Origin of the sequence: Pseudomonas moorei, from assembly GCF_042846945.1 — a bacterium.
Lineage (GTDB): Bacteria > Pseudomonadota > Gammaproteobacteria > Pseudomonadales > Pseudomonadaceae > Aquipseudomonas > Aquipseudomonas moorei.
Window position 1 is genome coordinate 4,235,477 of record NZ_AP035776.1, and the last position, 24,353, is coordinate 4,259,829.

At 61.5% G+C, this 24,353-nt stretch carries 22 protein-coding genes; 13 read left to right on the forward strand and 9 right to left on the reverse strand.

All coding sequences use genetic code 11. The annotated features are described in order from the left end of the window. Nucleotides 1-135: 135 nt before the first annotated feature. From groL to ACGJAX_RS19960, 6 genes are all read left to right on the forward strand, one after another. Complete coding sequence (gene groL, locus ACGJAX_RS19935; protein ID WP_390955827.1) at nucleotides 136-1,752, forward strand: chaperonin GroEL; 1,617 nt, start codon at nucleotides 136-138, stop codon at nucleotides 1,750-1,752. Between the two features lie 68 nt (nucleotides 1,753-1,820). Continuing rightward, on the forward strand, nucleotides 1,821-3,584 hold the full coding sequence (gene acsA, locus ACGJAX_RS19940) for an acetate--CoA ligase (protein WP_390955828.1): 1,764 nt from the start codon (nucleotides 1,821-1,823) through the stop codon (nucleotides 3,582-3,584). Continuing rightward, nucleotides 3,581-4,564 (forward strand): pyruvate dehydrogenase (acetyl-transferring) E1 component subunit alpha, encoded by a 984-nt coding sequence (gene pdhA, locus ACGJAX_RS19945; protein WP_390955829.1) that lies wholly within the window; start codon nucleotides 3,581-3,583, stop codon nucleotides 4,562-4,564. Before acsA ends, pdhA begins: the two co-directional genes overlap by 4 nt. Further along, entirely contained in the window at nucleotides 4,561-5,556 is a 996-nt protein-coding gene (locus ACGJAX_RS19950; protein ID WP_390955830.1) for a pyruvate dehydrogenase complex E1 component subunit beta, read from the forward strand. The genes pdhA and ACGJAX_RS19950 overlap by 4 nt, the downstream gene beginning before the upstream one ends. Continuing rightward, entirely contained in the window at nucleotides 5,553-6,671 is a 1,119-nt protein-coding gene (locus ACGJAX_RS19955; protein WP_390955831.1) for a 2-oxo acid dehydrogenase subunit E2, read from the forward strand. The genes ACGJAX_RS19950 and ACGJAX_RS19955 overlap by 4 nt, the downstream gene beginning before the upstream one ends. Nucleotides 6,672-6,682: 11 nt before the next feature. Beyond that, entirely contained in the window at nucleotides 6,683-6,946 is a 264-nt protein-coding gene (locus ACGJAX_RS19960) for a phosphopantetheine-binding protein (RefSeq protein WP_390955832.1), read from the forward strand. A gap of 39 nt (nucleotides 6,947-6,985) precedes the next feature. Here the strand turns inward: ACGJAX_RS19960 and ACGJAX_RS19965 are convergent, their stop codons facing one another. From ACGJAX_RS19965 to ACGJAX_RS19975, 3 genes are read right to left on the reverse strand one after another with little or no spacing between them, the layout of a single operon-like run. Further along, nucleotides 6,986-9,376: a serine hydrolase gene (locus ACGJAX_RS19965; RefSeq protein ID WP_390955833.1), complete on the reverse strand. Its 2,391-nt coding sequence runs from the start codon at nucleotides 9,374-9,376 to the stop codon at nucleotides 6,986-6,988. Then, complete coding sequence (locus ACGJAX_RS19970; protein ID WP_390955834.1) at nucleotides 9,328-10,596, reverse strand: putative glycoside hydrolase; 1,269 nt, start codon at nucleotides 10,594-10,596, stop codon at nucleotides 9,328-9,330. The genes ACGJAX_RS19965 and ACGJAX_RS19970 overlap by 49 nt, the downstream gene beginning before the upstream one ends. Then, entirely contained in the window at nucleotides 10,593-11,441 is an 849-nt protein-coding gene (locus ACGJAX_RS19975; protein ID WP_390955835.1) for a polysaccharide deacetylase family protein, read from the reverse strand. The genes ACGJAX_RS19970 and ACGJAX_RS19975 overlap by 4 nt, the downstream gene beginning before the upstream one ends. Nucleotides 11,442-11,695: 254 nt before the next feature. Between ACGJAX_RS19975 and ACGJAX_RS19980 the strand changes: the two genes are divergently transcribed. Beyond that, a complete protein-coding gene (locus ACGJAX_RS19980) occupies nucleotides 11,696-12,256 on the forward strand; it encodes a nitroreductase family protein (protein ID WP_247257454.1) in 561 nt (186 codons plus the stop codon). A 28-nt stretch (nucleotides 12,257-12,284) separates the two neighbouring features. Here ACGJAX_RS19980 and ACGJAX_RS19985 read toward each other — a convergent pair whose 3' ends face one another. Both ACGJAX_RS19985 and ACGJAX_RS19990 read right to left on the reverse strand, forming a co-directional pair. After that, a complete protein-coding gene (locus ACGJAX_RS19985; protein ID WP_390955836.1) occupies nucleotides 12,285-13,250 on the reverse strand; it encodes a ribose-phosphate diphosphokinase in 966 nt (321 codons plus the stop codon). A gap of 42 nt (nucleotides 13,251-13,292) precedes the next feature. Beyond that, entirely contained in the window at nucleotides 13,293-13,859 is a 567-nt protein-coding gene (locus tag ACGJAX_RS19990; RefSeq protein WP_248916332.1) for a phosphoribosyltransferase family protein, read from the reverse strand. Nucleotides 13,860-14,127: 268 nt separating this feature from the next. Between ACGJAX_RS19990 and ACGJAX_RS19995 the strand changes: the two genes are divergently transcribed. From ACGJAX_RS19995 to ACGJAX_RS20005, 3 genes are read left to right on the forward strand one after another with little or no spacing between them, the layout of a single operon-like run. After that, nucleotides 14,128-15,033: a universal stress protein gene (locus ACGJAX_RS19995; protein WP_390955838.1), complete on the forward strand. Its 906-nt coding sequence runs from the start codon at nucleotides 14,128-14,130 to the stop codon at nucleotides 15,031-15,033. A 36-nt stretch (nucleotides 15,034-15,069) separates the two neighbouring features. Continuing rightward, a complete protein-coding gene (locus ACGJAX_RS20000) occupies nucleotides 15,070-15,777 on the forward strand; it encodes a phosphoribosyltransferase family protein (protein ID WP_390955839.1) in 708 nt (235 codons plus the stop codon). Next, nucleotides 15,770-16,435, forward strand: coding sequence for a dienelactone hydrolase family protein (locus tag ACGJAX_RS20005; protein WP_090322552.1), 666 nt, complete (start codon nucleotides 15,770-15,772; stop codon nucleotides 16,433-16,435). The genes ACGJAX_RS20000 and ACGJAX_RS20005 overlap by 8 nt, the downstream gene beginning before the upstream one ends. 14 nt (nucleotides 16,436-16,449) lie before the next feature. On the opposite strand, the gene ACGJAX_RS20010 is transcribed toward ACGJAX_RS20005, so the two are convergent. Further along, nucleotides 16,450-17,817: an erythromycin esterase family protein gene (locus ACGJAX_RS20010; protein ID WP_390955840.1), complete on the reverse strand. Its 1,368-nt coding sequence runs from the start codon at nucleotides 17,815-17,817 to the stop codon at nucleotides 16,450-16,452. Nucleotides 17,818-18,085: 268 nt separating this feature from the next. Between ACGJAX_RS20010 and ACGJAX_RS20015 the strand changes: the two genes are divergently transcribed. Continuing rightward, a complete protein-coding gene (locus ACGJAX_RS20015; RefSeq protein ID WP_390955841.1) occupies nucleotides 18,086-18,730 on the forward strand; it encodes a c-type cytochrome in 645 nt (214 codons plus the stop codon). Next, nucleotides 18,730-20,520 carry a DNA polymerase/3'-5' exonuclease PolX gene (gene polX / locus ACGJAX_RS20020; protein ID WP_390955842.1) on the forward strand — a complete coding sequence of 597 codons (1,791 nt, stop codon included), beginning with the start codon at nucleotides 18,730-18,732 and terminating at the stop codon, nucleotides 20,518-20,520. Before ACGJAX_RS20015 ends, polX begins: the two co-directional genes overlap by 1 nt. A gap of 47 nt (nucleotides 20,521-20,567) precedes the next feature. On the opposite strand, the gene ACGJAX_RS20025 is transcribed toward polX, so the two are convergent. Together ACGJAX_RS20025 and ACGJAX_RS20030 are read right to left on the reverse strand one after the other, a co-directional pair. Continuing rightward, nucleotides 20,568-21,131, reverse strand: coding sequence for a GNAT family N-acetyltransferase (locus ACGJAX_RS20025; protein WP_390955843.1), 564 nt, complete (start codon nucleotides 21,129-21,131; stop codon nucleotides 20,568-20,570). 115 nt (nucleotides 21,132-21,246) lie between these two features. Next, a complete protein-coding gene (locus ACGJAX_RS20030; protein ID WP_390955844.1) occupies nucleotides 21,247-22,173 on the reverse strand; it encodes a universal stress protein in 927 nt (308 codons plus the stop codon). 288 nt (nucleotides 22,174-22,461) lie between these two features. Between ACGJAX_RS20030 and ACGJAX_RS20035 the strand changes: the two genes are divergently transcribed. After that, the gene (locus ACGJAX_RS20035) at nucleotides 22,462-23,385 is read left to right on the forward strand and encodes a universal stress protein (RefSeq protein WP_390955845.1); all 924 of its coding nucleotides are present in this window, start codon (nucleotides 22,462-22,464) and stop codon (nucleotides 23,383-23,385) included. Nucleotides 23,386-23,433: 48 nt separating this feature from the next. Here ACGJAX_RS20035 and fnr read toward each other — a convergent pair whose 3' ends face one another. Further along, nucleotides 23,434-24,180: a fumarate/nitrate reduction transcriptional regulator Fnr gene (fnr, locus tag ACGJAX_RS20040; RefSeq protein ID WP_390955846.1), complete on the reverse strand. Its 747-nt coding sequence runs from the start codon at nucleotides 24,178-24,180 to the stop codon at nucleotides 23,434-23,436. Nucleotides 24,181-24,353 lie beyond the last annotated feature (173 nt).

Consider the following 24,353-nt stretch of genomic DNA (forward strand, 5'->3'; position numbering starts at 1 on the left):
GGAGACTGACCTGCGGAGGTGCCGAAAAGGGCGCGGCGATGGGCTGACATTGTTGATAAAAGTCAAGGTCTCAGGGGGCATTTCCTACAAGCTGCAGGAAGGCATTTGTTAGCGAACTGGCAGGAGTGCACCCTGATGGCCCACAGCAAAATCGTGTTTCGCGCGACTGCTCGCGAGAAAATCCTGAGCGGCGCCACACAGTTGGCGGACGCCGTACGCGTGACGCTGGGACCGAAATCGAAATCGGTGCTGATCCAGAATAAATGGGGCAATCCGACGGTTTGCAATGACGGCGTGACCATCGCCAAGCGCATCGACCTGCTCGATCCCGAGGAAAACCTCGGCGCCCAAATGCTGCGACAAGCGGCGGAACGCACAGGCGAAGCGGTCGGGGACGGCACCAGTACCTCAACGGTACTGGCCCATGCCATCCTGGCCGATGGCATACGCAACGTCGTTGCCGGTGCCAGTGCAATTGACCTCAAGCGCGGCCTGGATCTGGGGCTGTCGCTGGTCGTGGCATCACTGGCAGCCCAGTCGCGCCCGGTCAGCACACCCAGGGAAAAAGCTCAGGTCGCCACGCTGTCGGCGCATAACGATGCCGTGATCGGTCAACTGGTGGCAGACGCGCTGGAAAAGGTCGGCGTTGAAGGCGTCGTCAGCGTCGAGGAGTCCAAGACCACCGAAACCGTGGTCGAGGTCATGGAAGGGATGCGTTTTGACCGGGGTTATGTCTCGCCCTATTTCGTCACGGACGCCGAGAAGATGCAGGTCGAACTCGACGATGCCTACCTGCTGCTCTGTGACCACAAGATCGGTGCCCTCAAAGACTTGCTGCCGTTGCTTGAACTCATTGCCAAAAGCGGACAGCCGCTGGTGCTGATTGCCGACGACATCGAAGGTGAAGCGCTGACGACGATGGTCGTCAACCAGATACGCGGTGTCCTGCGGGCCGTAGCGATCAAAGCACCGGGCTTTGGTGATCGACGCAAGGAAATGCTCCAGGACATCGCCATTCTCACCGGGGCAACGGTGGCGTCCAATGACCTGGGCATCACCCTTGAACAGATGGAATTGAGCCAGTTGGGGCGAGCGCATCGAGTCGTGGTGCAAAAGGACAGTACCGCGTTGATTGGCGGTGCAGGAAGCCCCGAGGCCATCGCAACGCGCCTGCAGCAGATCCGTGCGCAAATCGACAGCACCACCAGCGATTACGACCGTGAAAAACTCCAGGAACGCTTGGCGAGGTTGTCCGGCGGTGTCGCGGTGATTCGTGTCGGTGCGCCTTCGGAAGCGGAAATGAAAGCCCGCAAAGACGCACTCGATGATGCCATCAGCGCGACACGGGCAGCGATCTCGGAAGGCATTGTTCCGGGAGGAGGCCTGGCGCTGCTCAAGGCCGTGCCGATCCTCGCCGCCGAGGAAGCGCGGTATGAGGGAGATGCCAGGACCGGCCTGCAGATTCTGCGTCGGGCACTGGAAACGCCGGCCCGGCTCATTGCCGAGAACTCGGCCGTCGATGCTGGCGTCGTGGTCGCGCGCATGCTGGCCGAACCCGGCAACGTTGGTTTCGACGCGTCCGCCAATCGCTACGTGGACATGTACGAAGCCGGCATTATCGACCCGACCAAAGTGGTGCGCATCGCCCTCGAAAATGCCGTTTCAGTCGCCAGCATCCTGCTGTTGACCGAGGCGACCATCACCGACATTCCCGAAAAGGAATCACCCGCCCAGCCGGCGTTTCCTGAGTGATGGCGATGAGTGGGCACCCGCCAGGGTGGCTGACTCGGTTGAACAGTACGCGACTGAAGGGGGCAATCATGCATCCGCCGCTCATTGAGAAAACCCTGGCGAACTTGCCGTTGACGCCGAATTGGATCGATAGCGTGCAAGCGCGAGAGGCCTTTTCATGGCAGAGCGAAGCCAGCGCTTTGGCTGGTTTGCCGGGAGGCGGTTTGAACCTCGCCTTTGAAGCCGTGGATCGGCACGCGCAGGGCAAGAATCGACTGCATACGGCATTGCGCATTCTTGATCGCAATGGCAGCGGTCGCGACATCAGCTACGCCCAACTGAGCATCCAGACCAACCGTTTTGCCAACGTATTGAAAACGCTGGGTGTAATGCCGGGCGAGCGATTGTTTGTGCTCTGTGACCGGGGGTTGGAGCTCTATCTCGGTGTGCTCGGGGGCCTGAAACTGGGTTGCGTGGTGTCGCCATTATTTTGCGCATTCGGCCCGGAACCCATAGAAACCCGCCTGCGTCTTGGCGAAGCCAGTGTGTTGCTGACCAGCGAAAGCCTCTACCGCCGCAAAGTCGCGGCTATTCGCGAGCGCTTGCCGGCACTCAAGCATGTTCTGCTGTATGACGAAGGGGGTGGGGAAATAGCGCCTTTGGAAGGGACGCTGAATGTGCATCAACTGCTGGCACAGGCGGAAGAGGCGTTCACCATCGCATCGACAACAAGCGACAGCCCCGCACTCTTACATTTCACCAGCGGCACGACGGGCACCCCGAAAGGCGTGCTGCATGTTCATGGTGCGGTGCTGACTCACCGCGTCACCGGAAAATATGCCTTGGACCTGCACCCCGACGATGTCTATTGGTGCACGGCCGATCCGGGCTGGGTGACCGGGACGTCCTATGGGATTTTTGCGCCGTTGTTGCTTGGCGTCACCAGTGTGGTGGAGGGCGGTGAGTTCGATGCCGAGCGTTGGTACCGGATACTTGAGAAACAACAGGTAACGGTCTGGTATACAGCCCCTACGGCTATTCGCCTGTTGATGAAAGCCGGTGCAGCGCTGGCGCGCAGCCATCGCTTTGCGAGCCTGCGGTTCATTGCCAGTGTCGGCGAACCGCTCAATCCCGAGGCCGTCTGGTGGGGCCAAGAGGTGCTTGGGCTGCCGATCCACGACAATTGGTGGCAGACCGAAACCGGCGGCATCATGATCGCCAACACGGTCGCCATGCCCATCAAGCCAGGCTCCATGGGCAAGCCGCTGCCGGGCGTAGAAGCAGCCATCGTGGCACGGGGCGACGAGGGGCAATTGGTGTTTCTGGGGGACAACGAGGTCGGTGATCTTGCCTTGAAGCAGCCATGGCCTGCGATGTTCCGAACCTACCTGGGGCAGGAGGAGCGCTATCGTCGCTGCTTTGTCGCAGAGTGGTATCTGAGCGGCGACCTGGTGCGTCGCGATGCCGATGGCTACTACTGGTTTATTGGCCGCAGCGACGATGTCATCAAGTCGGCCGGGCACCTGATCGGTCCGTTCGAAGTCGAAAGCGCCCTCATGGAGCACCCGGCCGTGGCGGAGGCCGCGGTGATTGGCAAGCCCGACCCGCTGCTGGGTGAAACCGTGAAGGCCTTTGTTTCACTCAAGGCCGGATTCACTGCCAGCCAGGTCCTGCACGACGAGTTGCTTGGTCATGGACGCAAGCGCCTGGGAGCGGTCGTAGCGCCCAAGGAGCTGGAGTTTGTCGAGGTGCTGCCACACACCCGCAGCGGAAAGCTGATGCGGCGTCTGCTCAAGGCCCGGGAACTGGGTTTGCCTGAAGGCGACACGTCCAGCATGGAGCGTCCGTCATGAACCTGCCACGGCTGGCCCCGGAGTTCGCTCTCGACCTGTTACGGGACATGGTACGCATCCGCCGGCTCGAGGAGCGGGCGGGTGAGTTGTATGGGGAGGGCAAGATTCGTGGTTTTCTGCACCTGTACATCGGCGAGGAGGCGGTCGCCGTCGGCGTTCTGCATGCACTGGCCGACAACGATGCGGTGGTCGCGACGTATCGTGAGCATGGCCACGCCCTGATCAAGGGGGTTGCGATGAACGCGATCATGGCCGAGATGTATGGTCGCCAGGAAGGCTGCTCGCGAGGGCGTGGTGGTTCCATGCATCTGTTCGATGCCGATACACGATTCTTCGGCGGAAACGCCATCGTCGCAGGTGGCTTGCCGCTGGCGGTCGGCCTGGCGCTCGCTGAGCGCATGCAAGGTGGATCGCGCCTGTCTGCCTGTTTCTTTGGCGAAGGCGCGATGGCCGAAGGGGCCTTTCATGAGTCCATCAACCTGGCCGCATTGTGGCAACTGCCGATGCTGTTTTGCTGCGAAAACAATCTCTATGCGATGGGGACTGCCCTGGAGCGTTCACAATCGCAAACCGACCTGTGTGCGAAGGCCTCGGCGTACAACGTCGACAACCGGTCTGTGGATGGCATGGACGTGGTGGCCGTGTATGAAGCAACGTGTCAGGCGGTTGAACACATCCGCGCCGGGCATGGGCCTTTTTTCCTGGAGTTTCGTACTTATCGGTTCCGTGCTCACTCGATGTTCGATCCACAGCTTTACCGGGACAAGGAAGAGGTAGAGCAATGGAAGCGCCGTGGACCGATTCATACATACAGCGCCCAACTCAAGGCAGAAGGCCTTTTGGACGAACCTGGATTTCTGGCGATCCTGGCTCAGGTGGACGCTGAAGTGGAGGCCGCCGTTGCCTTTGCCGAGAGCGGCACTCTGGAACCGCTAGAGGATCTGTCCCGTGATGTGTACACACCGGGGGCGACGTCATGAGCATCCGAATGACCTATCGCGAAGCATTGCGCGAGTCTATGCGTGAAGCGCTGCAGCGGGACCCGCGGGTATTTCTGATGGGCGAAGACGTCGGCCGCTACGGTGGCAGCTACGCCGTCTCACTGGGTTTGCTCGAAGCGTTCGGCCCTGAGCGCATTCGCGACACGCCACTGTCCGAGTTGGGTTTTGTGGGGGCCGGTATCGGCGCGGCTTTGGGCGGCATGCGGCCGATTGTGGAAATCATGACCGTGAACTTCAGCCTGCTCGCCCTGGACCCGCTGATGAATACCGCTGCCGCCTTGAGGCACATGTCCGGCGGGCAGTTTTCCGTGCCCTTGGTCGTGCGCATGGCGACCGGTGCCGGACGTCAGCTTGCAGCGCAACACTCCCACAGCCTGGAAGGCTGGTACGCTCATATTCCCGGGCTGAAAATCCTTGCACCGGCGACCGTCGAAGATGCGCGCGGCATGCTCTGGCCCGCGCTGCTGGACCCGGACCCGGTGCTGATATTCGAACATGCCCAGCTCTACAATCTGGAGGGCGATACAGGCGAGTGGGGCGCCGTGGACATCCGTTGCGCCAAGGTACGCCGTGCCGGCAAGGACCTGAGCCTGATCGCTTATGGCGGCATGCTCGGCAAAACCCTGGAGGCCGCCGAACAACTGGCCGGGGAGGGCATTGATTGCGAGGTCATCGACCTGCGGGTACTGCGCCCTCTGGATGACAAGACGCTGATGGCGTCCGTCTGCAAGACCCGTCGAGCCCTGGTGGTCGATGAGGGATGGCGCAGTGGCAGCCTGTCCGCCGAGATCATCACGCGGATCATCGAACAAGCCTTCTTCGAGCTGGATGCGCCGCCGGCACGGGTGTGCAGCGCCGAGGTGCCGATACCTTATCCCCGGCATCTGGAAGAGGCGGCACTGCCACAAGTGTCGAGCATCGTTGCGGCGGCGCATGCCCTGTGCCAGGGCCTGTCAGGGGGAGCAGCATGATCGAATTCAAACTGCCTTCCCTGGGCGCGGACATGGATGAAGGCAAGTTGCTGGAATGGAAAGTCCAGCCGGGCGATGTGGTCAAACCGGGGCAGGTCATCGCCGTCGTCGATACCGCCAAGGCGGCCATCGACGTGGAGTGCTGGCATGACGGCACGGTTTTGCAACTGCTGATCGATATCGGGGCCAAGGTCCCTGTCGGTACCGCCATTGCCTGGTTGTTGGAACCGGGTGAAAGTGCGCAAAGTGTGCAACGACCAGCGTCGCCCGCGCCGTTGCTGATCGAAGAGCAACCGTCCACTGAGCGGCGCCCGCGGATTTCTCCCGCGGCGCGCAAGCGTGCTGCCGAGTTGGGAATCAGTACCGGCGAATTGAAAGGCCATGGTCCACAGGGCGTCATTACCCTGGAAGACATTGAAACAGCGGCGCGTGTGGCGCCCACGCCTGACCCTGAGCAGGCCATGCGTCGCACGATCGCTGCGGCCATGAGTCGTTCAAAACGCGAGATTCCCCATTACTACCTCAGCGACACGATCGCCCTGGATAACGCCATGGCCTGGCTGCAGGTCCACAATGCGCAAAGCACGCTTCAGGAGCGCCTGCTGCCCAGTGTATTGCTGCTCAAAGCGGTGGCGCTGGCCCTGCGCAACTATCCTCAGCTCAACGGCTTCTGGCGCGACAATGCGTTCACGCCAGCACCCGATACTGACCTTGGGGTGGCCATCACCTTGCGCCAGGGCGGGCTGGTGGCCCCGGTCCTGCATCGTGTGGCCGACACCCCCCTGATTCATTTGATGGGTGAACTGGCCAGCCTGGTAGAACGTGCCCGCAGCGGTTCCCTGCGCAGCTCCGAGTTGGGCGGTGCGGGGATAACGGTCACTCAACTCGGCGATCAGGGCGTGGACAGCGTATTGGGCGTGATCTACCCACCCCAAGTGGCGTTGGTCGGCTTCGGTCGGATCAGCGAACGGCCCTGGGTAAAAGATGGACAGCTGTGTGTCCTGCCGACGGTCATCAGCAGTCTGTCCGCCGATCATCGAGTCAGCGACGGGCATTATGGCGCGCGATTCTTGAGCGAAGTCCGCCGCTTGTTGCAATCCCCGGAGGCTCTTTGAGGAGAGGACACATGGACCGGCAAATGATCCGCAATGAAGTATTGAGTGCCTTGAAGGGCATTGCTCCGGAGCTGGAGACCGAGCTGTTGCGTGCCGACAGGTCACTGCGCGAAGAGGTTGATCTGGACTCCATGGACTGGCTTCGTTTCATCGAGGCGCTGAACCGGCGTCTGGGAATTGCCATTGCTGAAAGCGATTACCAGCATGTGGACACCCTGGACACGCTCATAAGCTACCTCGAGCAAAAGTCCAACCCCGCGCAAGCGCGCATTTGAGCGGCGCTGGCGAACCGACCGAGTGGTTTCTTCGCGGGCTCAATAACGCAGGTTCTGCTGCCGAAGTCGCGCGAAGCGTGCGAGCGACGCGGCGTCGAGTGCTTGTGCTGCCTGCGGTGTAGCGCCGTCGCGAATGGCTTGCCACACGGTGGGCGAGCCGACCGAATCGCGGGTTGCCGCAAAGTCGAAGGTGTCGCGATAGAGCCCGTGCAGGGTGGCAAGCAACGATAATCCCAGGCTTGCCACCGGCACGGCATCGGCCGGCGGATCGCGGGTGATACTCACACCGTGACAGAGCTGACCGCGCCACGTGGCCTCGGTGGGGACGAAATCGACCGGCTCGAAATGCGCGCCAGCCCCAAGCGCATTCAGCGCGGATGCCAGCCGCTTCGCATCGATCCATGGCGCGCCGATCCATTCAAACGGATGCGGTGTGCCGCGTCCCACACTCACATTCGCACCCTCAAGCAAAGCGACATCCGGGTACAAGTCGAGTTGGCTCAGCGTGCGCAGGTTCGGCGAAAGCGGCACCCAACCCAGGCCGGTGTCGGCAAACGTCATGGCGCGTCGGTAGCCCTGCATCGGCACGACGCGCAGATCCGCGCCAATGTGCTTGTTGCGATTGAACAGGCTCGCCAGCTCACTGACCGTCATGCCGGGTTGCAGCGGCGCCGGGAAGTAGCCGGTGAATGATGGGCGGCGGCTGTCCAGCACCGGGCCGCCGAATCGCTGCGCACCCAGCGGGTCGGGCCGGTCGAGCACGAACAGCGCAATGCCCCGGGCCGCAGCGGCCTCGAGCGCATAGCCGAGCGTCGTCTCATAAGTGAAGAAGCGCACGCCGGCATCCTGTATGTCGAACACCAACGCATCCAGAGCCTGCAGCGATTGCGCCGGGAAGCGCTGCGTGGCGCCGTAGAGGCTGTGTACGGTGAGGCCGGTGGCGGTGTCGCGGGTGTCACCGACGCGCTCGTCGACATCGATATCAAGCCCGTGCTCCGGCGAGAACAGCGCTGCCAACCTGACCCCTGGTGCATGGGCAAGTACATCGATGGTGCGCCTGCCCCGGGCGTCGAAGCCGCTGCGATTGGTGATCAACCCCACCCGCAGGCCGGCGAGCGGAGCAAATTGTTGGGCTTGCAGTACGTCGATTCCGGCCTGGACCGGGCCCGTGGAAGTCGGCAGTCGAGCGGCGGCCTGCAGCGCCGGCAATGCTGACGGCATCAAACGCCCGATTTGCGCGACGCTCGCCGGCGCGGCGCGGCTTGCCAGCAGCGCAAGCAACTGCGCACGAAGCGGGCGAGCGTCACCGTGGTCGTCCGGGTACACGCGGTTGGTGAGGATGACAATGAACTGCCGTGTGACCTGATCGATCCACAGGCCCGTCCCGGTGTAGCCGGTGTGGCCGATGACACCGATCGGTGGCAGGCGGTCATGATTCTGCACGAGCGGTGCGCTCAGTTCCCAGCCGAGGCCGCGCCATGGCGTGGACGCGAGCGCAGAGGCAGGGGCAGCAAGGGCAGCGATACTCTCCGGGCGCAGAATCCGGGTACTTCCCGCGCGCCCCTGGTTGAGGATCATCTGCGCGAAGCGGGCCAGGTCGTCGGCGGTGGAAAACAGTCCGGCATTGCCGGAAACGCCGCCCATCCAGCGCGCCGTCGGGTCGTGTACATGCCCGCGCAGGGTGCCGGTGTCGTTGGCAAGGGTTGGGGCGCTGCGTGCCGCTCGCGCTGGGTCCGGAAGGAAAACGGTATCGCGCATGCCCAATGGGCTGAAAATGTGAATCCGGCAGTAAGCGTTGAGTGGCAGGTGGGTGATGCGTTCGACCAACTCGCCAAGCACCACGAAATTCAGGTCGCTGTAAATGACCCGCTCGCCGGGTTCGCTACGCAGGCTCTGAGCCGCGATGGCGCTCAACACCGCTTCCCGTCCCGCCTTTGCGGGCCGCGCAGGTAGATCCGCCGGCAGCCCCGACGTATGCGCGAGCAACTCACGCACGGTGACCGCATTCTTGCGATGCAGGGCAAAGGCAGGCCAATAGTGAGCGACGGGTTTATCCAGATCGATACGGCCCGCTTCGGCCAGCTGCATCACTGCGGTGGTGGTGGCGATGGCCTTGGTCAGCGACGCAAGGTCGAACTCGGTATCCAGTGTCATCGGCTCGGGAAAAGGAAGGGTCGCGCGTTGCCCGAACGCCTGGCGATAGAGCACATGGGTGGAATCACCGATCAGCACGACGGCCCCTGGCAGGCGTCCGGCGGTGATCTGCCCCTCGACGATCCGTGCGACTTGCAGACGCGCGGGCGCATCGAATTCGACGGCGCCGGCGATTGTCGCGGCGGTCAACAGGCCAACCAGCACGGCCCGGCGTATCAGCGTTCCGATCAACGTTGGGGCAGATCGGCGGCGTCGTAGTGATTGTGTGGGTTCCATAGCATCCATCCATCGGAGTCAGCGGCATCGGCAGCGTTGATCTGCGCCTTGATCGCCGTCGCGTCAAACAGGCGATGATCGAACGCATAGTCACGAAAGGCCTGGAGCCACGGACGAAAACGCACCCCCGGCAGACGGGTGCGATGCATCGCCTCGGCCAGGGAACGCCTGACAATCTGGCCGGGATCGCTCACCGGATCGGTCAGGCCCGGCAGCCCCCATGTGAAGCCCGACGGGTACAGCATCGGCGAAATATAGTCGAGCGGTGCACCGAGCAATTCGATCTGCTGGCCGATCGCGGTGTCGTCGAGGTTCCAGCAGACGTAGCCGAAGATGTCCGCGGAGACGAAGACGTTATAGGGCGCCAGCCGGGTGCGTGCAGCCTCAAGGAAGCCGACGATCGCCTCGGTCCGATTGGCCCGGGTGTTGGCCCGGGCAAAGTGCAGGCCAGTCTTGTCTGGAAAGCGCACATAGTCGAACTGGACTTCATCGAAGCCCATCCGCGCCGCTTCCTCGGCGACATCAAGATTGTGCTGCCAGACGTCCTGCGAAAACGGGTCCATCCATTGCAAATTTTCGCCATCGCGCCAGGGTGTGCCGTCGGCGGTGTGCACGCTCCACTGCGGATGGGCGTCGGCGAGCGGATCGTCCTTGAACACCACGATCCGTGCGATCAGGTACAGGTGTTGTGCATGCAACCTGGCAACCAGCGCAGGAAAGTCACGCACATGGGGTACGCGCGTGGTCGCGCGAGCCGCCGCGCCAATTGCCTCGCGCGCTGCACTGCGGTAAGGGGTGAGGCCGCGGTCGCCCTTGACGTCAATGACCAGGGCATTGATCACGGTACGGTCGGCCAGGCTGACGGCCCTGTTGCGCAGGGTCGCGCTGGTCACGCCGAACACCGACAGGTAAACGGCTTTCGGGCGAAAGGGGGTTAACGCCAGTGTCACGGACGTTTCGTCGGACACCTTGGCTTCGCTGCGCAGATAACCCGGAGCGCGGGCCGCGACGCTTTCGCTCGCGCCATCGATGTCGAATCGCCCCTGCTCGTCGGTTCGCGTCACACCCGCCGAGGTCGTGACGATCGCGCCGGCCAATGGATCCCGGGTACTGGCGTCGAGTACGACGCCGCTGATGGCCAGGGCCTGACCCGCCAGCAGGGCGGTGAAGACAAACAACACCGGGATCCCCCGAGGCTTCAACAGGCGCGTCAAACTCATGGTGAGTTCCCCGTTGCGGACACGGACGGGGTGTCGGGTTCACCGAGCAGGCGGGCGAACGCTTTTGCGCCGTAGGCATCGGTCATCAGAAAGCGCGGCAGTGCCAGCAGCCGTGCGTGCCGGTCGGCCTTGCGGGCGTCCAGTGTCAAGCCGACGGTATAGCCTTCGGCTGTGGCGAGGCTGATCAACTCGTCATCGTAGATACCGAACGGCCAGGCGAGCATGTCGACCTGCGCACCGGTTTGCGCTTCGAGACGTTGTCGCGATTTGCTCAGTTGCATGCGCACAAATTGCTGGAAATCCGCCGGCGTGCGCTGTCGACGCTCGACCTTGAAATTGGGATGCCAGAAGGTGTGCGACTGGATGTCCACCAGCCCGGTCTGTTTGAGGGCACGCAATTGCTCCCAGGTCATGGCATAGGACGCATTGGATATCGCCGACGGGTAGATAAACAGCGTGACCATGAACCGATCGCGCAGCAGCACCGGCAGCAGTTTTTCGTAGACCGAACGGTGCCCGTCGTCGACGGTGATCACCACTGGCTTGGGCGGTAGCGTTGCATCCGGGCCGCGCAGCCAGTCGACGACCTCGCGCAACGGCACGATCTGGTAGCCATGTTCGCGCAGGACACGCAATTGGGCTTCGAAGGTGCTCATGCGCACGGTCATCGAGTCATCCGCCGAGTCCGAAAAACGGTGGTAAACCAGTATCGTCACACGCGGCTCGACGCGCTGCACGGTGCTGTCGGCTCCCCAGACCAGTGCGCCGATGCACAGCAGCGCGACGCCCATCAGCCACCGCAGCGTGGCCCAGCCGTGGCGATGCAGCCTGAGTTTTACGCACATGTCAGTGCTCCTGCGCGAGCCATTTCCACCCGCATTACCCCTCTCGCGAAAGCGAGCCCGGCGTATTCAGTGTGCAGCGAGCGCACAGCGTCCCTCTGATGCAGATCAAATTCGTACGAGGTCGTCTCGCACTGCCGTGGGCGAGACTTCGGACGAAACGAAAGGCCGGTTCAGCGTTGAATTGATCTAAATCAACAGCAGGTGCCCGTGCCTGGCCGACTTTATGGAACGACCCCATTTTGTGGTACGCATTCATGAACATTGACCAGGCCATTTCCGGACGGCGCTCGACGCGCGAATACACGACTGAAGCGGTTGATGAAAAAATCATTCGTCGTTTGATCAATGCCGCCGTCCAGGCGCCCAGTGCGGTAAACCAGCAACCCTGGACGTTCACGGTGATTCGTGACCAGGAACTGCTGGACCGGATCTCCCGTGAAGCAAAGGCCTACATGCTCGCAACAATGCCGGCCGGCCCGCACTCCGGGCACTTCCATGGGTTGCTGACGGACGAAGACTTCCAGATTTTCTACCACGCACCAGTGCTCATCCTCATTTCTGGAAATATGCCGGGCCAGTGGATCGTCGAAGACTGCTCGCTGGCCGCCGAGAACCTGATGCTTGCCGCGTATGCCGAAGGGCTGGGTAGCTGTTGGATCGGTTTCGCTCAAGGCTTTCTCAATACGCCGCAGGGCAAGAAGACCCTCGGTCTGCCTGCCGAGTGGACGCCAGTGGCGCCCATCATCGTCGGCTATCCGGAGACCAGCCCGGTGCCTGTTGCGCACAGGGAACCGGTGATTCGCTGGATGGGTTGATCTTCACGGCCAAGCCCGATGCACCTGCCTAATCGCATTCAAATGCGCCATTTTCCGCGAGCAAGGTGGCGATCAGGGCGGTGCTGTCGATGACGTGCACATGCTGCTTCACACATTCGGTAGACAGGCGAAACGGCGGTATGCCGTCAGCGACCGCAATGTGCTCGAACAACGGCGGGTCAAACAGCTGCTCGCCATTGGTGAACAAACCATGGGTGGCGGCGGCGAATATCCGCGCCGCTCCATCTCTTTGGCAGGCAAGGCCGGCACGTTTGAGCGTTTCACCGGTGCTGATCAGGTCGTCGAACACAATGGCGGTCTTGCCCGCGACGTCGCCGACCAGCAGGGTGCCCGTCAACGTCATGTGAACACGGTGTTTTTCCATCAACGCACTGCCCACCGGACGCCCCAGTTGTCGTTCGAGGGCCTGGCGAAACTGCTCGGCGCGCTTGGCGCCGCCGGAATCCGGGGATACCGCCACCACTTCGGCATCACCGACATGCCTGGCGAAGTGCCGGGCGAACAATTCTGCGCACTGCACGTTCCGCGCGGGAATACGAAAGGCATTGTCGAATGCCGCCGGGTTATGCACTTCCAGCGCCATCAGACGATCGATGCCGCAGGCTTCAATCAGGGTCGCCACGTAACGCGTGATCGTAGGGTCCTGTGGTTGGCTGCGGCGATCCTTGCGTCCGTAGCAGAGGTAAGGCGTAACGACCTGCACATGGCGAGCGCCGGCATCCTTGAGCGCACCGCAAAAAAACAACAGGCGGCACAGCTTGTCGTTGGCGCTCTGCCGGCCATCCCCATACAGGGAATGGAACACCACAACCTCGCGACCGTTAACCGAATCGAGCGGCCGGCATTTATGCTCGCCATCTTCGTAGTCGCGCTCCTCATGAAGCGCCAGCGCGCAGCCCAGTCGCTGTGCGACAGCGGTTGCGTAGTCCTCACTGCCTTGCAGAGCGAAAAGAAGCGGGCGATGGCTGAGCATGGTTTGGCTCCTTTGAGGCTCATCGAACGAACAGTCGCGCCATCATCGGGCGGCACCATGACGCCAGACCTCAATGCAGAACTCCGTTTCATAGGGCGGGACATGGCATTCGACGATGTCCCGGGCGGCAACTTGCAGATGCACGCCGACAATGTCGGCACGGATTGGCTGCTGGCAGACATGCCGGTCGACCAGAATTGCAGTGTAGACCCGACGGGCCCCGAGTTGCGCCAGGTACGCGCAGGTACGCAGCAGCGAATGGCCTTCGAACAGCACATCATCGACCACCAGCAAGGTGGTGTTGGCGAGGTCCAGTTCACCCAACAGCGGGTTTTCGGTCAATTCGGTGTGTGCGTGCAGCACCTTGAGATCGTCGGCATAGCGCTTGACCTTCAATGGGTAGACCGGCAGTTCCGGTTGTCCGGTCAGGCGCGATAAATGCTGCTGTAAACGCTGTGCCAGAGGCTCGCCACGGCGCTGGATACCAATCAGTGCCGCTTGAGTGGGCGGCAACAAGGCCGCGGCCTGGCGGGCCATCGCCTGCAGTACGCCCTCGAGTTCTTCGCTGTCGTACAAGCGTAAGCGCTGACTGGCAATGTGAGGCGACATGACCATCTCCTGACGGGAACCGATTCGTTTTCAACTTAGTACTCTTCGATCCGGCCCTATTGATATTGATCAAGTGCGCTGAAATGACACTCGCCACCATTCCTCCAATGCTCGGTCTTGCGCGGGGATTTGACATTAATCAACGCCATGAAGACCTCAACGGAGGAACCTGAATCCACGCTGGTGGCTGATCCGGCGCAGGCGTCACCGTCGGCCCGGGCAACGGGGCAGTGGTGGACGTCGAGTCCCACCTGGCTGGAGTCAAACCATGAGTCAATATCAACGCCTGTTGCTGATCATCAACCCGGCCCTGCGCCATTCCCCTGCGATACAGCATGCTGCCGCCCTGGCGAAGGTCAGTGGCGCGAGCTTGCATATTGCGGCGTTCGCAAAACCGTTGGACATACTTTTACTCCTCGAAGAGGGTGTGCGGGAAAAAGCCCGGGAAAGCTACCTCCAGGACCATCGTGACTGGCTGAAGAATCAGGTCGCGAAGCTCCAGGCACTCGGGATCAAGGTGACGACGGAAGTGACCTGGGCCGACGACATGCAGCAAGACATCCTCGACCACGTCAGGGAAATGCGACCCGACCTGTTGATCAAGGAAGTGCAGCACGAATCCGCGCTCAAACGCGCATTCTTCACGCCCCTGGACTGGCACTTGTTACGCCACTGCCCGGTACCGGTCTATCTGGTGGGCGGCGCGACCCATGCGTTGCCGCGCAAGGTCGTGGCCGCGGTTGACGTGTCCAATACAGCACCCGCAAACGGCGAGCTGAATGACCGAATCATCCAACAAGCCAACCAACTGGCGCTGCAGTGCGATGCCGAGTTGCACCTGTTGTATGCCTGCGATCTGACCCCGGGCTATCTGGCGGACATGGGCAGCCTGTCGGCGTCGGACATCACCGAAGAGCTGCGTTCGACCGAGGAAAAAGCGTTCCTCAATCTGGCCGCTCGCTATGGCGTACCCTCCGATCGTCACCATTTCATCCTTGAGCATCCCGTCGCTGGGCTGAGTGAGTTCGTCAACAAGCAGCACGTGGATGTGATCGTGATGGGCAGGGTTCAGCACCATGGCCTGGAGAAGCTTCTGGGCAGCACGACCGAACATATCCTGTATCAGGTGCCTTGCAGTGTTCTGGCGATCTGGAACGGTCCAGACCCTGTGTAACCCAACCCCAGGCGTCATCGCCGGTGGAGGTATTCCATGACTCAAAGTCCCTCATTGCAAACCACTTTGCAGGACCGCAGCGAAGCCGGTCGTCGTCTGGTGGAACCGCTGCTCAAATATGCGCATCGACCCGATGTCATCGTCCTGGCCTTGCCCCGTGGCGGCGTGCCGGTCGCCTATCAAGTGGTCAAGGCCCTGGACGTGCGCCTGGACCTGATGCTGGTGCGCAAGCTGGGCGTGCCGTCCAACCCTGAGTTCGCCATGGGCGCCATTGCCAGTGGCGGTATCCAGATCCGCAATGAAGAAGCGCTGCGGGCACACCCGGTTTCCCCGGCCGCATTCGAGGCGGTGGTGGCGCGTGAAACACGCGAATTGCATCGGCGCGAGCAATTGTACCGGGGCGCCCGGCCACCCTTGCAGCTCAAGGGGCAGGTGGTAATCCTGATCGATGACGGCCTGGCGACGGGCGCCTCGATGATGGCGGCGATCCGCGCGGTGCGCCTGCAGGCACCGGCTCGCATCGTCGTCGCCGTGCCGGTTGCGCCACTGGAAACAGTGGAGACGCTGAGCTTCGAAGTCGACGAGGTGATCTGCCCGCTCATGCCGGAATGGATGATGTCGATCGGATATTGGTACTTGAGCTTCCCCCAGACCTCGGATGAGGAAGTCATTGATCTGTTGCAGCGGGCCTGGCAGCGAGAGGCCGCCAGCGATTCCTCCTCTCGGGAGCCTTTCGATGACTGAGCCTCAATCTCGACAGCTGGAATTGCAAGATGTTGAGTTATCCGCCGATTTGCGACTGCCGCCGCATGCTGAGGGTCTGGTGATCTTCGTTCATGGCAGCGGCAGCGGCCGTTTGAGCCCGCGCAATCAGTTTGTCGCAGAGTCGCTGGCCAGGCGGGGACTGGGTTCGCTGTTGTTCGACCTGCTGACGGAGGCGGAGCAACGCCTGGATAACCTCACCGGCCAGCTGCGTTTCGATATCGATTTGCTTACCGGGCGGCTGGTGGAGGTGATCGACTGGGTGGGCCGGGACCCGGAGTTGCGCTCGCTGCGCATCGGTCTGTTCGGTGCCAGCACCGGTGCGGCGGCGGCGCTGTTGGCTGCCGCCGCGCGCGCAGACGTGGTGCATGCAGTGGTCAGCCGGGGAGGGCGAACCGACCTGGCGGAGGCGGCATTGTTGCAAGTCAGGGCGCCGACCTTGCAGATCGTCGGCGCATGGGACCCGATGGTGCTCGAGTTGAACCAGCGAATCAGTCATGTCTTGCGCTGCGAGCAGCGTCTGGAAGTGGTGGCGGGCGCTACGCATCTTTTCGAAGAGCCCGGAACCCTTGAGGAAGTCGCCAGGCTGGCTCGCGACTGGTTTGGAACGCATCTGCAGCGTCGTCATCCAAAGGCCTGATGAACCTTGATCCTTCACACGCCAAACGGGAAAGTTTCGTCTTCGGGTTCGAGGGTCTGGCGCCTCGGCAGTGGCAGCGCCGTGACCGGTTGGGTCTGTTCAATCCAGATCATCGCGTCAAACTGTTCAACCAGCATCGCTTCGAAATAGTGACTGGCGCGTTCGGTTTCGGGGCGGTAAATCACCCCGATGGCGCGCTCCAGCAATGGTTTGGACAGCACCCGGCGCAGCGCCGTGCGCTGAGGGTCGCGCCAGTCCGTCAACGACGCCGGCACGCCGGCCTTGAGGAACTGATGTTCCCAACTGTCCGGGCGAGACGGCCGAATGTCCTTGATGAGCATCTCGCCGTCCCAGTCGTCGGCCGCGGCGACCTGGCCGCGATCGGTGCTCATGCCGATCAGCACCACGTTTCGGCCAAAGGCGCTGCGGCATAGCTGGCCGATGTTGAACTGACCCTTCCAGCCCATTTCCGTGGCTGCCGCATTGCCGATATGGGAGTTGTGGGCCCAGACCACGGCTTTGGACTGCGGGCCGCGATGCTCGAGCAATGCCTGCAAGGTGTCGAACATATGCCGGTCACGCAGGTTCCAGGAGGCGGTCGAGCCTCGATAGATCGCCCGGTAATACTGTTCGGCCGCCTGCACCACCCGGGCGTTTTGCGCCGCGTTGAAAAAAGCCTCGTCGTCCTTGATGTCCCCGGCCAGCTGTTCGGCAAGCATGGCGTTGAGCTGGTCGATGACCGACTGTTCACAGGGCATCAGGCCGCCGCGTTCGACGAAGTGACCGTACAGCGCCGGGTCATCCTGCCAAGGGGTCAGGCAGCCATAGCGGCGCCGGGCTTCGTGGGCCAGTTGCGGGTCGACGCCGTCGAGATAAGCCAGCACTTCATGAATCGAGTTGCGCAAGCTGTAGACGTCCAGGCCGCGGAATTCGACGCGACGTTCCGGGGCTAGCTGATGGTTGTACTGATGCAGCCAATGGGCGAATTCCTTCACCTCGGCGTTGCGCCACATCCAGGTCGGGAATCGGCTGAAGATGTGGCGCTTCCAGGCCGTGGGGGCCAGCCCCCGGACATAACGATCGACATGGCCTGCATCCGGCCAGTCGGCCTCTACGGCCACGATGTTGAACCCGTGCTGCTCAATCAGCCGTCGGGTGATGGCTGCGCGGGTTCGATAAAAGTCGCGGGTGCCATGACTGGCTTCACCGATCATCACCACACGGGCATCGGCGTAACGATCGAACATTTCACCAAAGGCCGGAGCGTCCAGTTCCGGCAGCGGCTCGGCGTATTGGCGCAGAAGCGGCTCGATGGCGGCATCGTCGATGCGCCGCAGCGAGCCATCCAATGAGTCCAGCAGGTCTTGCGAGGCTGTATTCATGACCATCGTTCCCTTAGAAGTGGGTTAGCCCGCCAGCAGAAGCCAGTGTCCAGGCTCGGCCCTGAGGGTCGCTTCGGAGCTGATTGTTTATTCCTACACCCTGATTCGGAGGGAAAATTGAGATTCGTCAATAAAGGCTGCAACGGCTTGGGAGAAGGTGTCTGGATCAAGCATTCGCAGACCGCCCGATAGGCCCTGAACGGCAGGTGGTGTTCCGAATGGCTTCCGGACAGTTGGACGCAGGGCATAGACCATGGGAGCCACCGCCATGAAGCGTACTTTGCACCAGGCACACTGGGTTCTTGCCCTCTGCGTAGCGATGCTCACGGGTTGTACCCATTCGAACGAGGAGGCCGGGCAAGGCACTTCGCCCATGTCCGGCATCGCCATGGCGGACCAGGTGTGCGCGCAGTGCCATGGACTGACGGGCGAGTCCATCTCACCGACGTTTCCCAAGTTGGCCGGCCAGCAAAAGGAGTACCTGAAATTGCAACTGGTCGACTTCAAGAACCATGGACGCAGCGATAAGACCGGCACTCAGTACATGTGGGGTTTTACCCGTTTGACGCCGACCCAGATCGCCGAGCTGGCGGACTATTTTTCAAGCCAGAGCCCGATGAAGGCTGATGCCGATACGCCGGATGCGCGGGGTGAATTGATTTTTCGCCAGGGGGTGCCCGGGGCGGGCATTGCTCAATGCAGTGCCTGTCATGGTGCTCAAGGTCAGGGCGGTGGCCAGGTGCCGCGCCTGGCCGGTCAGCATGCCGCCTACCTGATGGGGCAGATCAGGCTTTTTCAACGCACCGAACAGCATCCCCGGGGCGACCTGACCCAGCAGGTTGCTCATGCGCTGGCGGATGAGGACGCCGAATCGGTCGCTCATTACCTGGCGTCGCTGGGGACGAAGAAATAATGCCTTTTGCACCACCGGTGCCCGCCTTGCAGCCTTCGTCGCCGCAGGCCAGGCGTCTGATGGGCAATGACGAGATTGCCGCGATTTTTGACGACATCGCCGATCTGTTGGACATCGAGGACGCCAACCCCTTCCGGATCCGCGCTTACCGTAATGCGGCGCGGACCTTAAGAGCGTTGTCCTTTGGCCTGGCGCCGCTCATCACCCGCGGTGAATCGCTGCCCAAGCTGACGGGTGTCGGCGTCGATCTGGCCGGCAAGATCAATGAAATCGTCGTCACCGGCGATTGCGCCCTGCGCCAGCGGTTACAGTCGGCAGTGCCGCCCGGACTGGTCGAACTGCTGTCCATTGCCGGTCTGGGACCCAAACGGGTCAAGCACCTCTACCACGACCTGGGGATCGCAACCGCGCAGCAGTTGTGCCAGGCCGCTGAGCAGGGGCGTATTCGCCATCTGCCCGGCTTCGGCGAAAAGCTGGAAGCCCGGTTGTTGAAGGCCGTGCAGGAGGGCCTCGCAAAGGAACGTCGTTGGCCCTTGGCGTTTGTCGAACCGGTGGCCCAAAGGATGACGGAGTACCTGCGGCAGATGCCCGGTGTCGAGATTGCAACGGTCGCCGGAAGCCTGAGACGCCTGCGCGACACCATTGGCGACATCGATATCCTCGTGGCTGCCGGGCCGTCTGTGGACGTCAGTGGGCATTTCATCCGCCATCCGGACGTGACCCGTGTGCTGGCCAAAGGGCGCACGCGTGCCAGCGTCCTCCTGGGTTCTGGTCTGCAAGTGGACATCCGGGTGGTCAAGCCGGGGGCCTATGGTGCGGCACTGGTGTATTTCACCGGCAGCAAGGCGCATAACATTGCGATTCGGCAGCGGGCCCAGAAGCAGGGCCTGAAGCTCAATGAATATGGCGTGTTCAAGGCCAGGGAATGCGTGGCCAGCGCCACCGAGGATTCGGTTTATCGGGCATTGGGTCTGGTGTGGATCGTACCGGAACTGCGCGAAGGTCGAGGCGAGGTCGAAGCGGCGCTGGCAGGTCGTTTACCCGGGCTGATCGAGTTGAACGACCTCAAGGGTGACTTGCATGCCCATACCCGCGCTTCGGATGGCGGCAATAGTCTGGAAGAGATGGCGTGTGCGGCCCAGGCGGCCGGGCTGCACTACCTGGCGATTACCGACCATTCCCGTTCCCTGAGGGTGGCCCATGGTCTGGACACTGACCGGTTGTTGCAGCAAATCGACCAGATCGATGCACTCAACGCCCGCTTGCAGGGCATGACCTTGCTCAAGGGCATCGAGGTCGACATTCTCGAGGACGGCAGCCTGGATTTGCCGGACGACGTTCTCGGCCGCCTGGACCTGGTGGTGGGCGCCGTCCACAGTCATTTCAGCCTGCCATCTCGGCAACAAACCCGACGCCTGCTAAAAGCCATGGAACATCGCTACTTCAGCATTCTGGCTCACCCGCTGTGTCGGCTGATCAATGAGCGCGCGCCGCTGAACCTGGACCTGCCGGCGATCATCAAGGCCGCTTCCGCCCGTGGCTGCTGCCTGGAGCTCAACGCGCAGCCGCAGCGCATGGACCTGTTCGACATCCATTGCCAGTCCGCCAAAGAGCAGGGCGTGCTCATCAGTATCAATTCGGATGCCCACCGCAGCGCTGATTTTTCCTGTTTGCGCTATGGCGTCGCCCAGGCCCGTCGTGCCTGGCTCGAAAAACAAGACGTTCTCAATACCCGCTCGCTGAGTGAGCTCAAGACGTTTTTACGCAATGGCAGAAGCGGGGTGATCTGAACGATCAAGGCTGATCAGCAACCCGGGCCAAACGGAGCCCGGGATGATTACAGGTACAGGAGATGAACGACCTTGCGGGTCTCGAAAGGATCGTCGCGCGTCTCGAAACCCAGGGATCTGGCCAGGGCGCGCATGGGTGCGTTGCTCGACTCGTCGACCGCGTAAATGTGGTGGAAGGCATTCTTGCGCGCGGCCGTGATCAAATGCTCCATCAGTAGCGTACCCAACCCCAGCAGCTTCCATTGTTCGGCGACTGTCACGGTGCATTCGCATTTGTGCACGCCCGTGGCGCCATAGCGGCTGACGCCGATCTCGATCAGTTGGCCATCCTCGTGGACCAGGGCGATGTACGCCATGCGCTGTTTATTTTCGTTGTCCACCCAGCGTCCCGGCATGGCTTTTTGCGGTTCGTTGCCCCGCGCGAGAAAACGCATGTGCCGGGACTCGGGGGCCAGGCGTTTGATGAAGGCGTATTCACGTTCGTAGTCTTTATCCGTCAATTGCCGGATCAACACGTGACGACCATCGCGCAGGGTTTCGATCCAGTATTGGCCAGTGACTTTGGCATAGCCTTCAGCGGCCCGATACGGATGATTTTTGGCAGTGAACATCGGGTGATCCTCCGTCCGGTAACAAAGGTGGGCGCATCGTGATGAACGACGCCGTTCACTTATTTCTACACCGTTGGCCGCTGGCAAACATGATCTGGATCAGAACTGAACACTGTCAATCAGCCAATACCTGCGGCGAAACCACCCAGACGCTGCACGGCATCTTGTACAGCAGATGTTCCACCGTACTGCCCACCAGGCGACCCATGCCGCGATGGCCGACACGGCCCATGACGATCACGTCGATGTCATAGGCATCGGCGTAGAGGGTAAGAACCTTGGCCGGATCGCCCATGATCATGTGCTGGTGCTCAGGCGGAATGCCGTTGCGTTCGGCCAGCTCGCGGAAGGCATCGGCCTGTGCATCGAACAGGGTCTTGGCTTTGTTCGAAGAAAAAAACGCCGAAGCATTATCGAAGCCGAATTCGTCAGCGCTGATGGAGGAAAGGTCATGGGCGTAGATCACATCGAGCTCGGCGTTGCAGGTACTCGCCAGTTTCGCCGCCTCGTGCAGGATCCGGTCATTGAAATTTTTGTACTGACCGTCGCGGTGAAACGGGTCGACGGCGGCAACGATCCGGCGCGGCAGGTCGTGATGTACTTGGCTGACATAATGCAACGGCACCGGGCATTCGCGCAGCAGGTGGATGTCCAGGGGGGTGAACATCAGGCGTGACAGCAGCGACTCGTATTCCAGGGCCTTGATCAGCAAGGCCATCGGCTGCTCTTTGATATGAATGAGGATTTCCTGCAAGGGTCTTTCCACCCAGACCACTTCGGTGGTGACGGGGATGCCGGTTTTGCGCAACGGACGGGCCTGGCTCTCCAGCCATTGGCGATGACGTTCGACGTAGTCAATGCGCATCTGCTCGCGCGCCTCGTCATTGGCCATGCCGGCGCTCGCCAGACCTTCCAGGTAATCGAACGCCACGATGTGCAGTGCCGCACCCGAAGCCTGGGCCAGCGCAGCGGCCCGGTCGAAAGCCGGTGTGATTTCCATCTGGTGCGAAACGACCAGCATGAAACGTGGTTGATCAGGCATGGCACATCTCCCGTCGATAATGGCGTGGACGCTTTTGTGCGCAATGGCAACGGTGCGTCAGCGCAGTGGAACCCGTCTTTATCCTGCAGCAGGCTCTAGAGCGGGGCTTGATCTTTGTCAAACAGAGATGGCAATGCCAATGGCGCCCGACCTGCGGTGACACGCAGCCTGTCCAGTCGCCTCGTGCCCGGTTGATCGCGGCTAACTGACAAATATCAAGTCGGTTGAACGTGGCGCGCTCATTCTGGAGGCCTGTTCCATATCATTGCCCGCGTGCCGAGGTGTTCCATGTCGCAACTCCAGCGCTTACTGTTGATTGCTCCCGCCGCCATGACCCGTACACCGGCATTCGACCGGGCTGCCGCCTTGGCCCATGCCATGCAATTGCCCTTGCACATTGTGGCGTTTGATTATGTCCAGGCCCTGGCGGTGGCCGGCTTTTTTGCCCCTGAGCAGATCAGCCAGGCCGTTGAAGGCTATCTGCAAACCCATCGGCAATGGTTGACGGAGCAAACCGTGTCGATGAGCAAACTCGGCATCGAGGTCACCAGCGAAGTGGTGTGGGTCCAGCACCCCTACGAAGAGATTGTGCAATTCGTCAATGAGATGTCGCTGGTGATGATCGTCAAGGATGCGCAGGAAGAACCGGCCTTGAAACGGGTGTTCTTCACGCCGCTGGATTGGCAACTGTTGCGCGACTGCCCGGTACCGGTGCATCTGGTGACCCATTCGCTGAATCCGCGCCCTCGCAATGTGTTGGCGATCATCGATGTGCTGCGCAGTGAAGAGCAGGACCATGAATTCAACGATCAGATCATCGACGCCGCCGTGAAACTGGCCGAAGTCTGTAATGCCCGGCTGGAACTGCTGCATGTGTTTGACTGGACGTCTTTGTACACCCAGGACATGGGCTTTGGCGCACTGCCGCTGGCCACCGGCATTTATGAAGCGTTGGGCGCCGCTCAGCAGGATGCGTTTGCGGCGATCGCCGAACGCCATGGCGTACCACCCGAATGTCGCCATTTCATGGAGGGCATGCCAGTGCCGAGCATTTGTGAGTTCGCCGCCGAGCACGACTCGGATGTCATCGTCATGGGCACGGTTCAGAACAAGGGACTGGACAAGCTACTGGGGACCACGGCCGAGCAGTTGTTACATCGGGCGCCTTGCAGCGTGCTGGCGATCAAGCCTGGCCGGATGTTGCAATCCTGAGCAATGGGGTGCGATGAGTCGTGTGGTGATGCTATGGGCGAGCGGGAATCAGCAAGGAGCCGGTCGATGGCAGCCCACGACCAGTTGCTTGAGTCCTTCCATATCCTGGATCTTGACGTTGCGGCCGGTGATTGCCACCAGGCCCTGATCGCGCAGATGGGCGATGCCGCGACAAACGGTTTCCAGACGCAGCCCCAGGTAGGAGCCGATTTCCTCGCGGCGCATTTTCAGGACAAAGTCGGCGGACGAATAACCACGGGTGTTCAAACGTTGCGACAGGTTGAGCAGGAAAGCGGCCAGCCGCTCGTCCGAGTTCATGTTGCCCAGCATCATCAGCATGTCGTGATCGCGCACGATTTCCCGGCTGAGGATTTTGTTCAGGTTGTGTTGCAGTGAGGGCAGCTCATGGGCGAGCTCTTCCAGATGCGCAAAGTGGATGGGGCAGACCTCACTGTCCTCCAGGGCAATCGCATTGCACGCATGCAGGTCGGTGCTGATGGCATCCAGACCGAGCATTTCACCGGGAATCTGGAAGCCGGTGACCTGCTCGCGGCCATCGACCGACAGCACGCTGGTCTTGAACGAGCCGATTCGCACGGCATACAGCGAGCGCAACGGGTCGCCGGCGCGGTACAGCGCGACGCCTTTTTTGACCTTGAAACGTTGCACGATCAAGGTGTCCAGGCGTTCAATTTCCTCGCCGGTCATGCCAATCGGCAGGCACAGCTCATGCACGCTGCAGCTGGAGCATGCAGCCTTGAGGTAGTGATTGTGCAGGGGGCGGGCTTCCGGCATGAGAGATGACGCCTCAGTGGATCTACTAAGCATAGGCCCCAGGACTTCGGGCGCGCGCCTCATTCGTACGTCGGCCGATGTTATCGACCAACGGGAAACGTCCTTGCGCATTTCTCCCGGAGCAGTGGCCTGGGTATCTGATGTAAATCAAGTCCCAAGCGATCCAGGCTCGC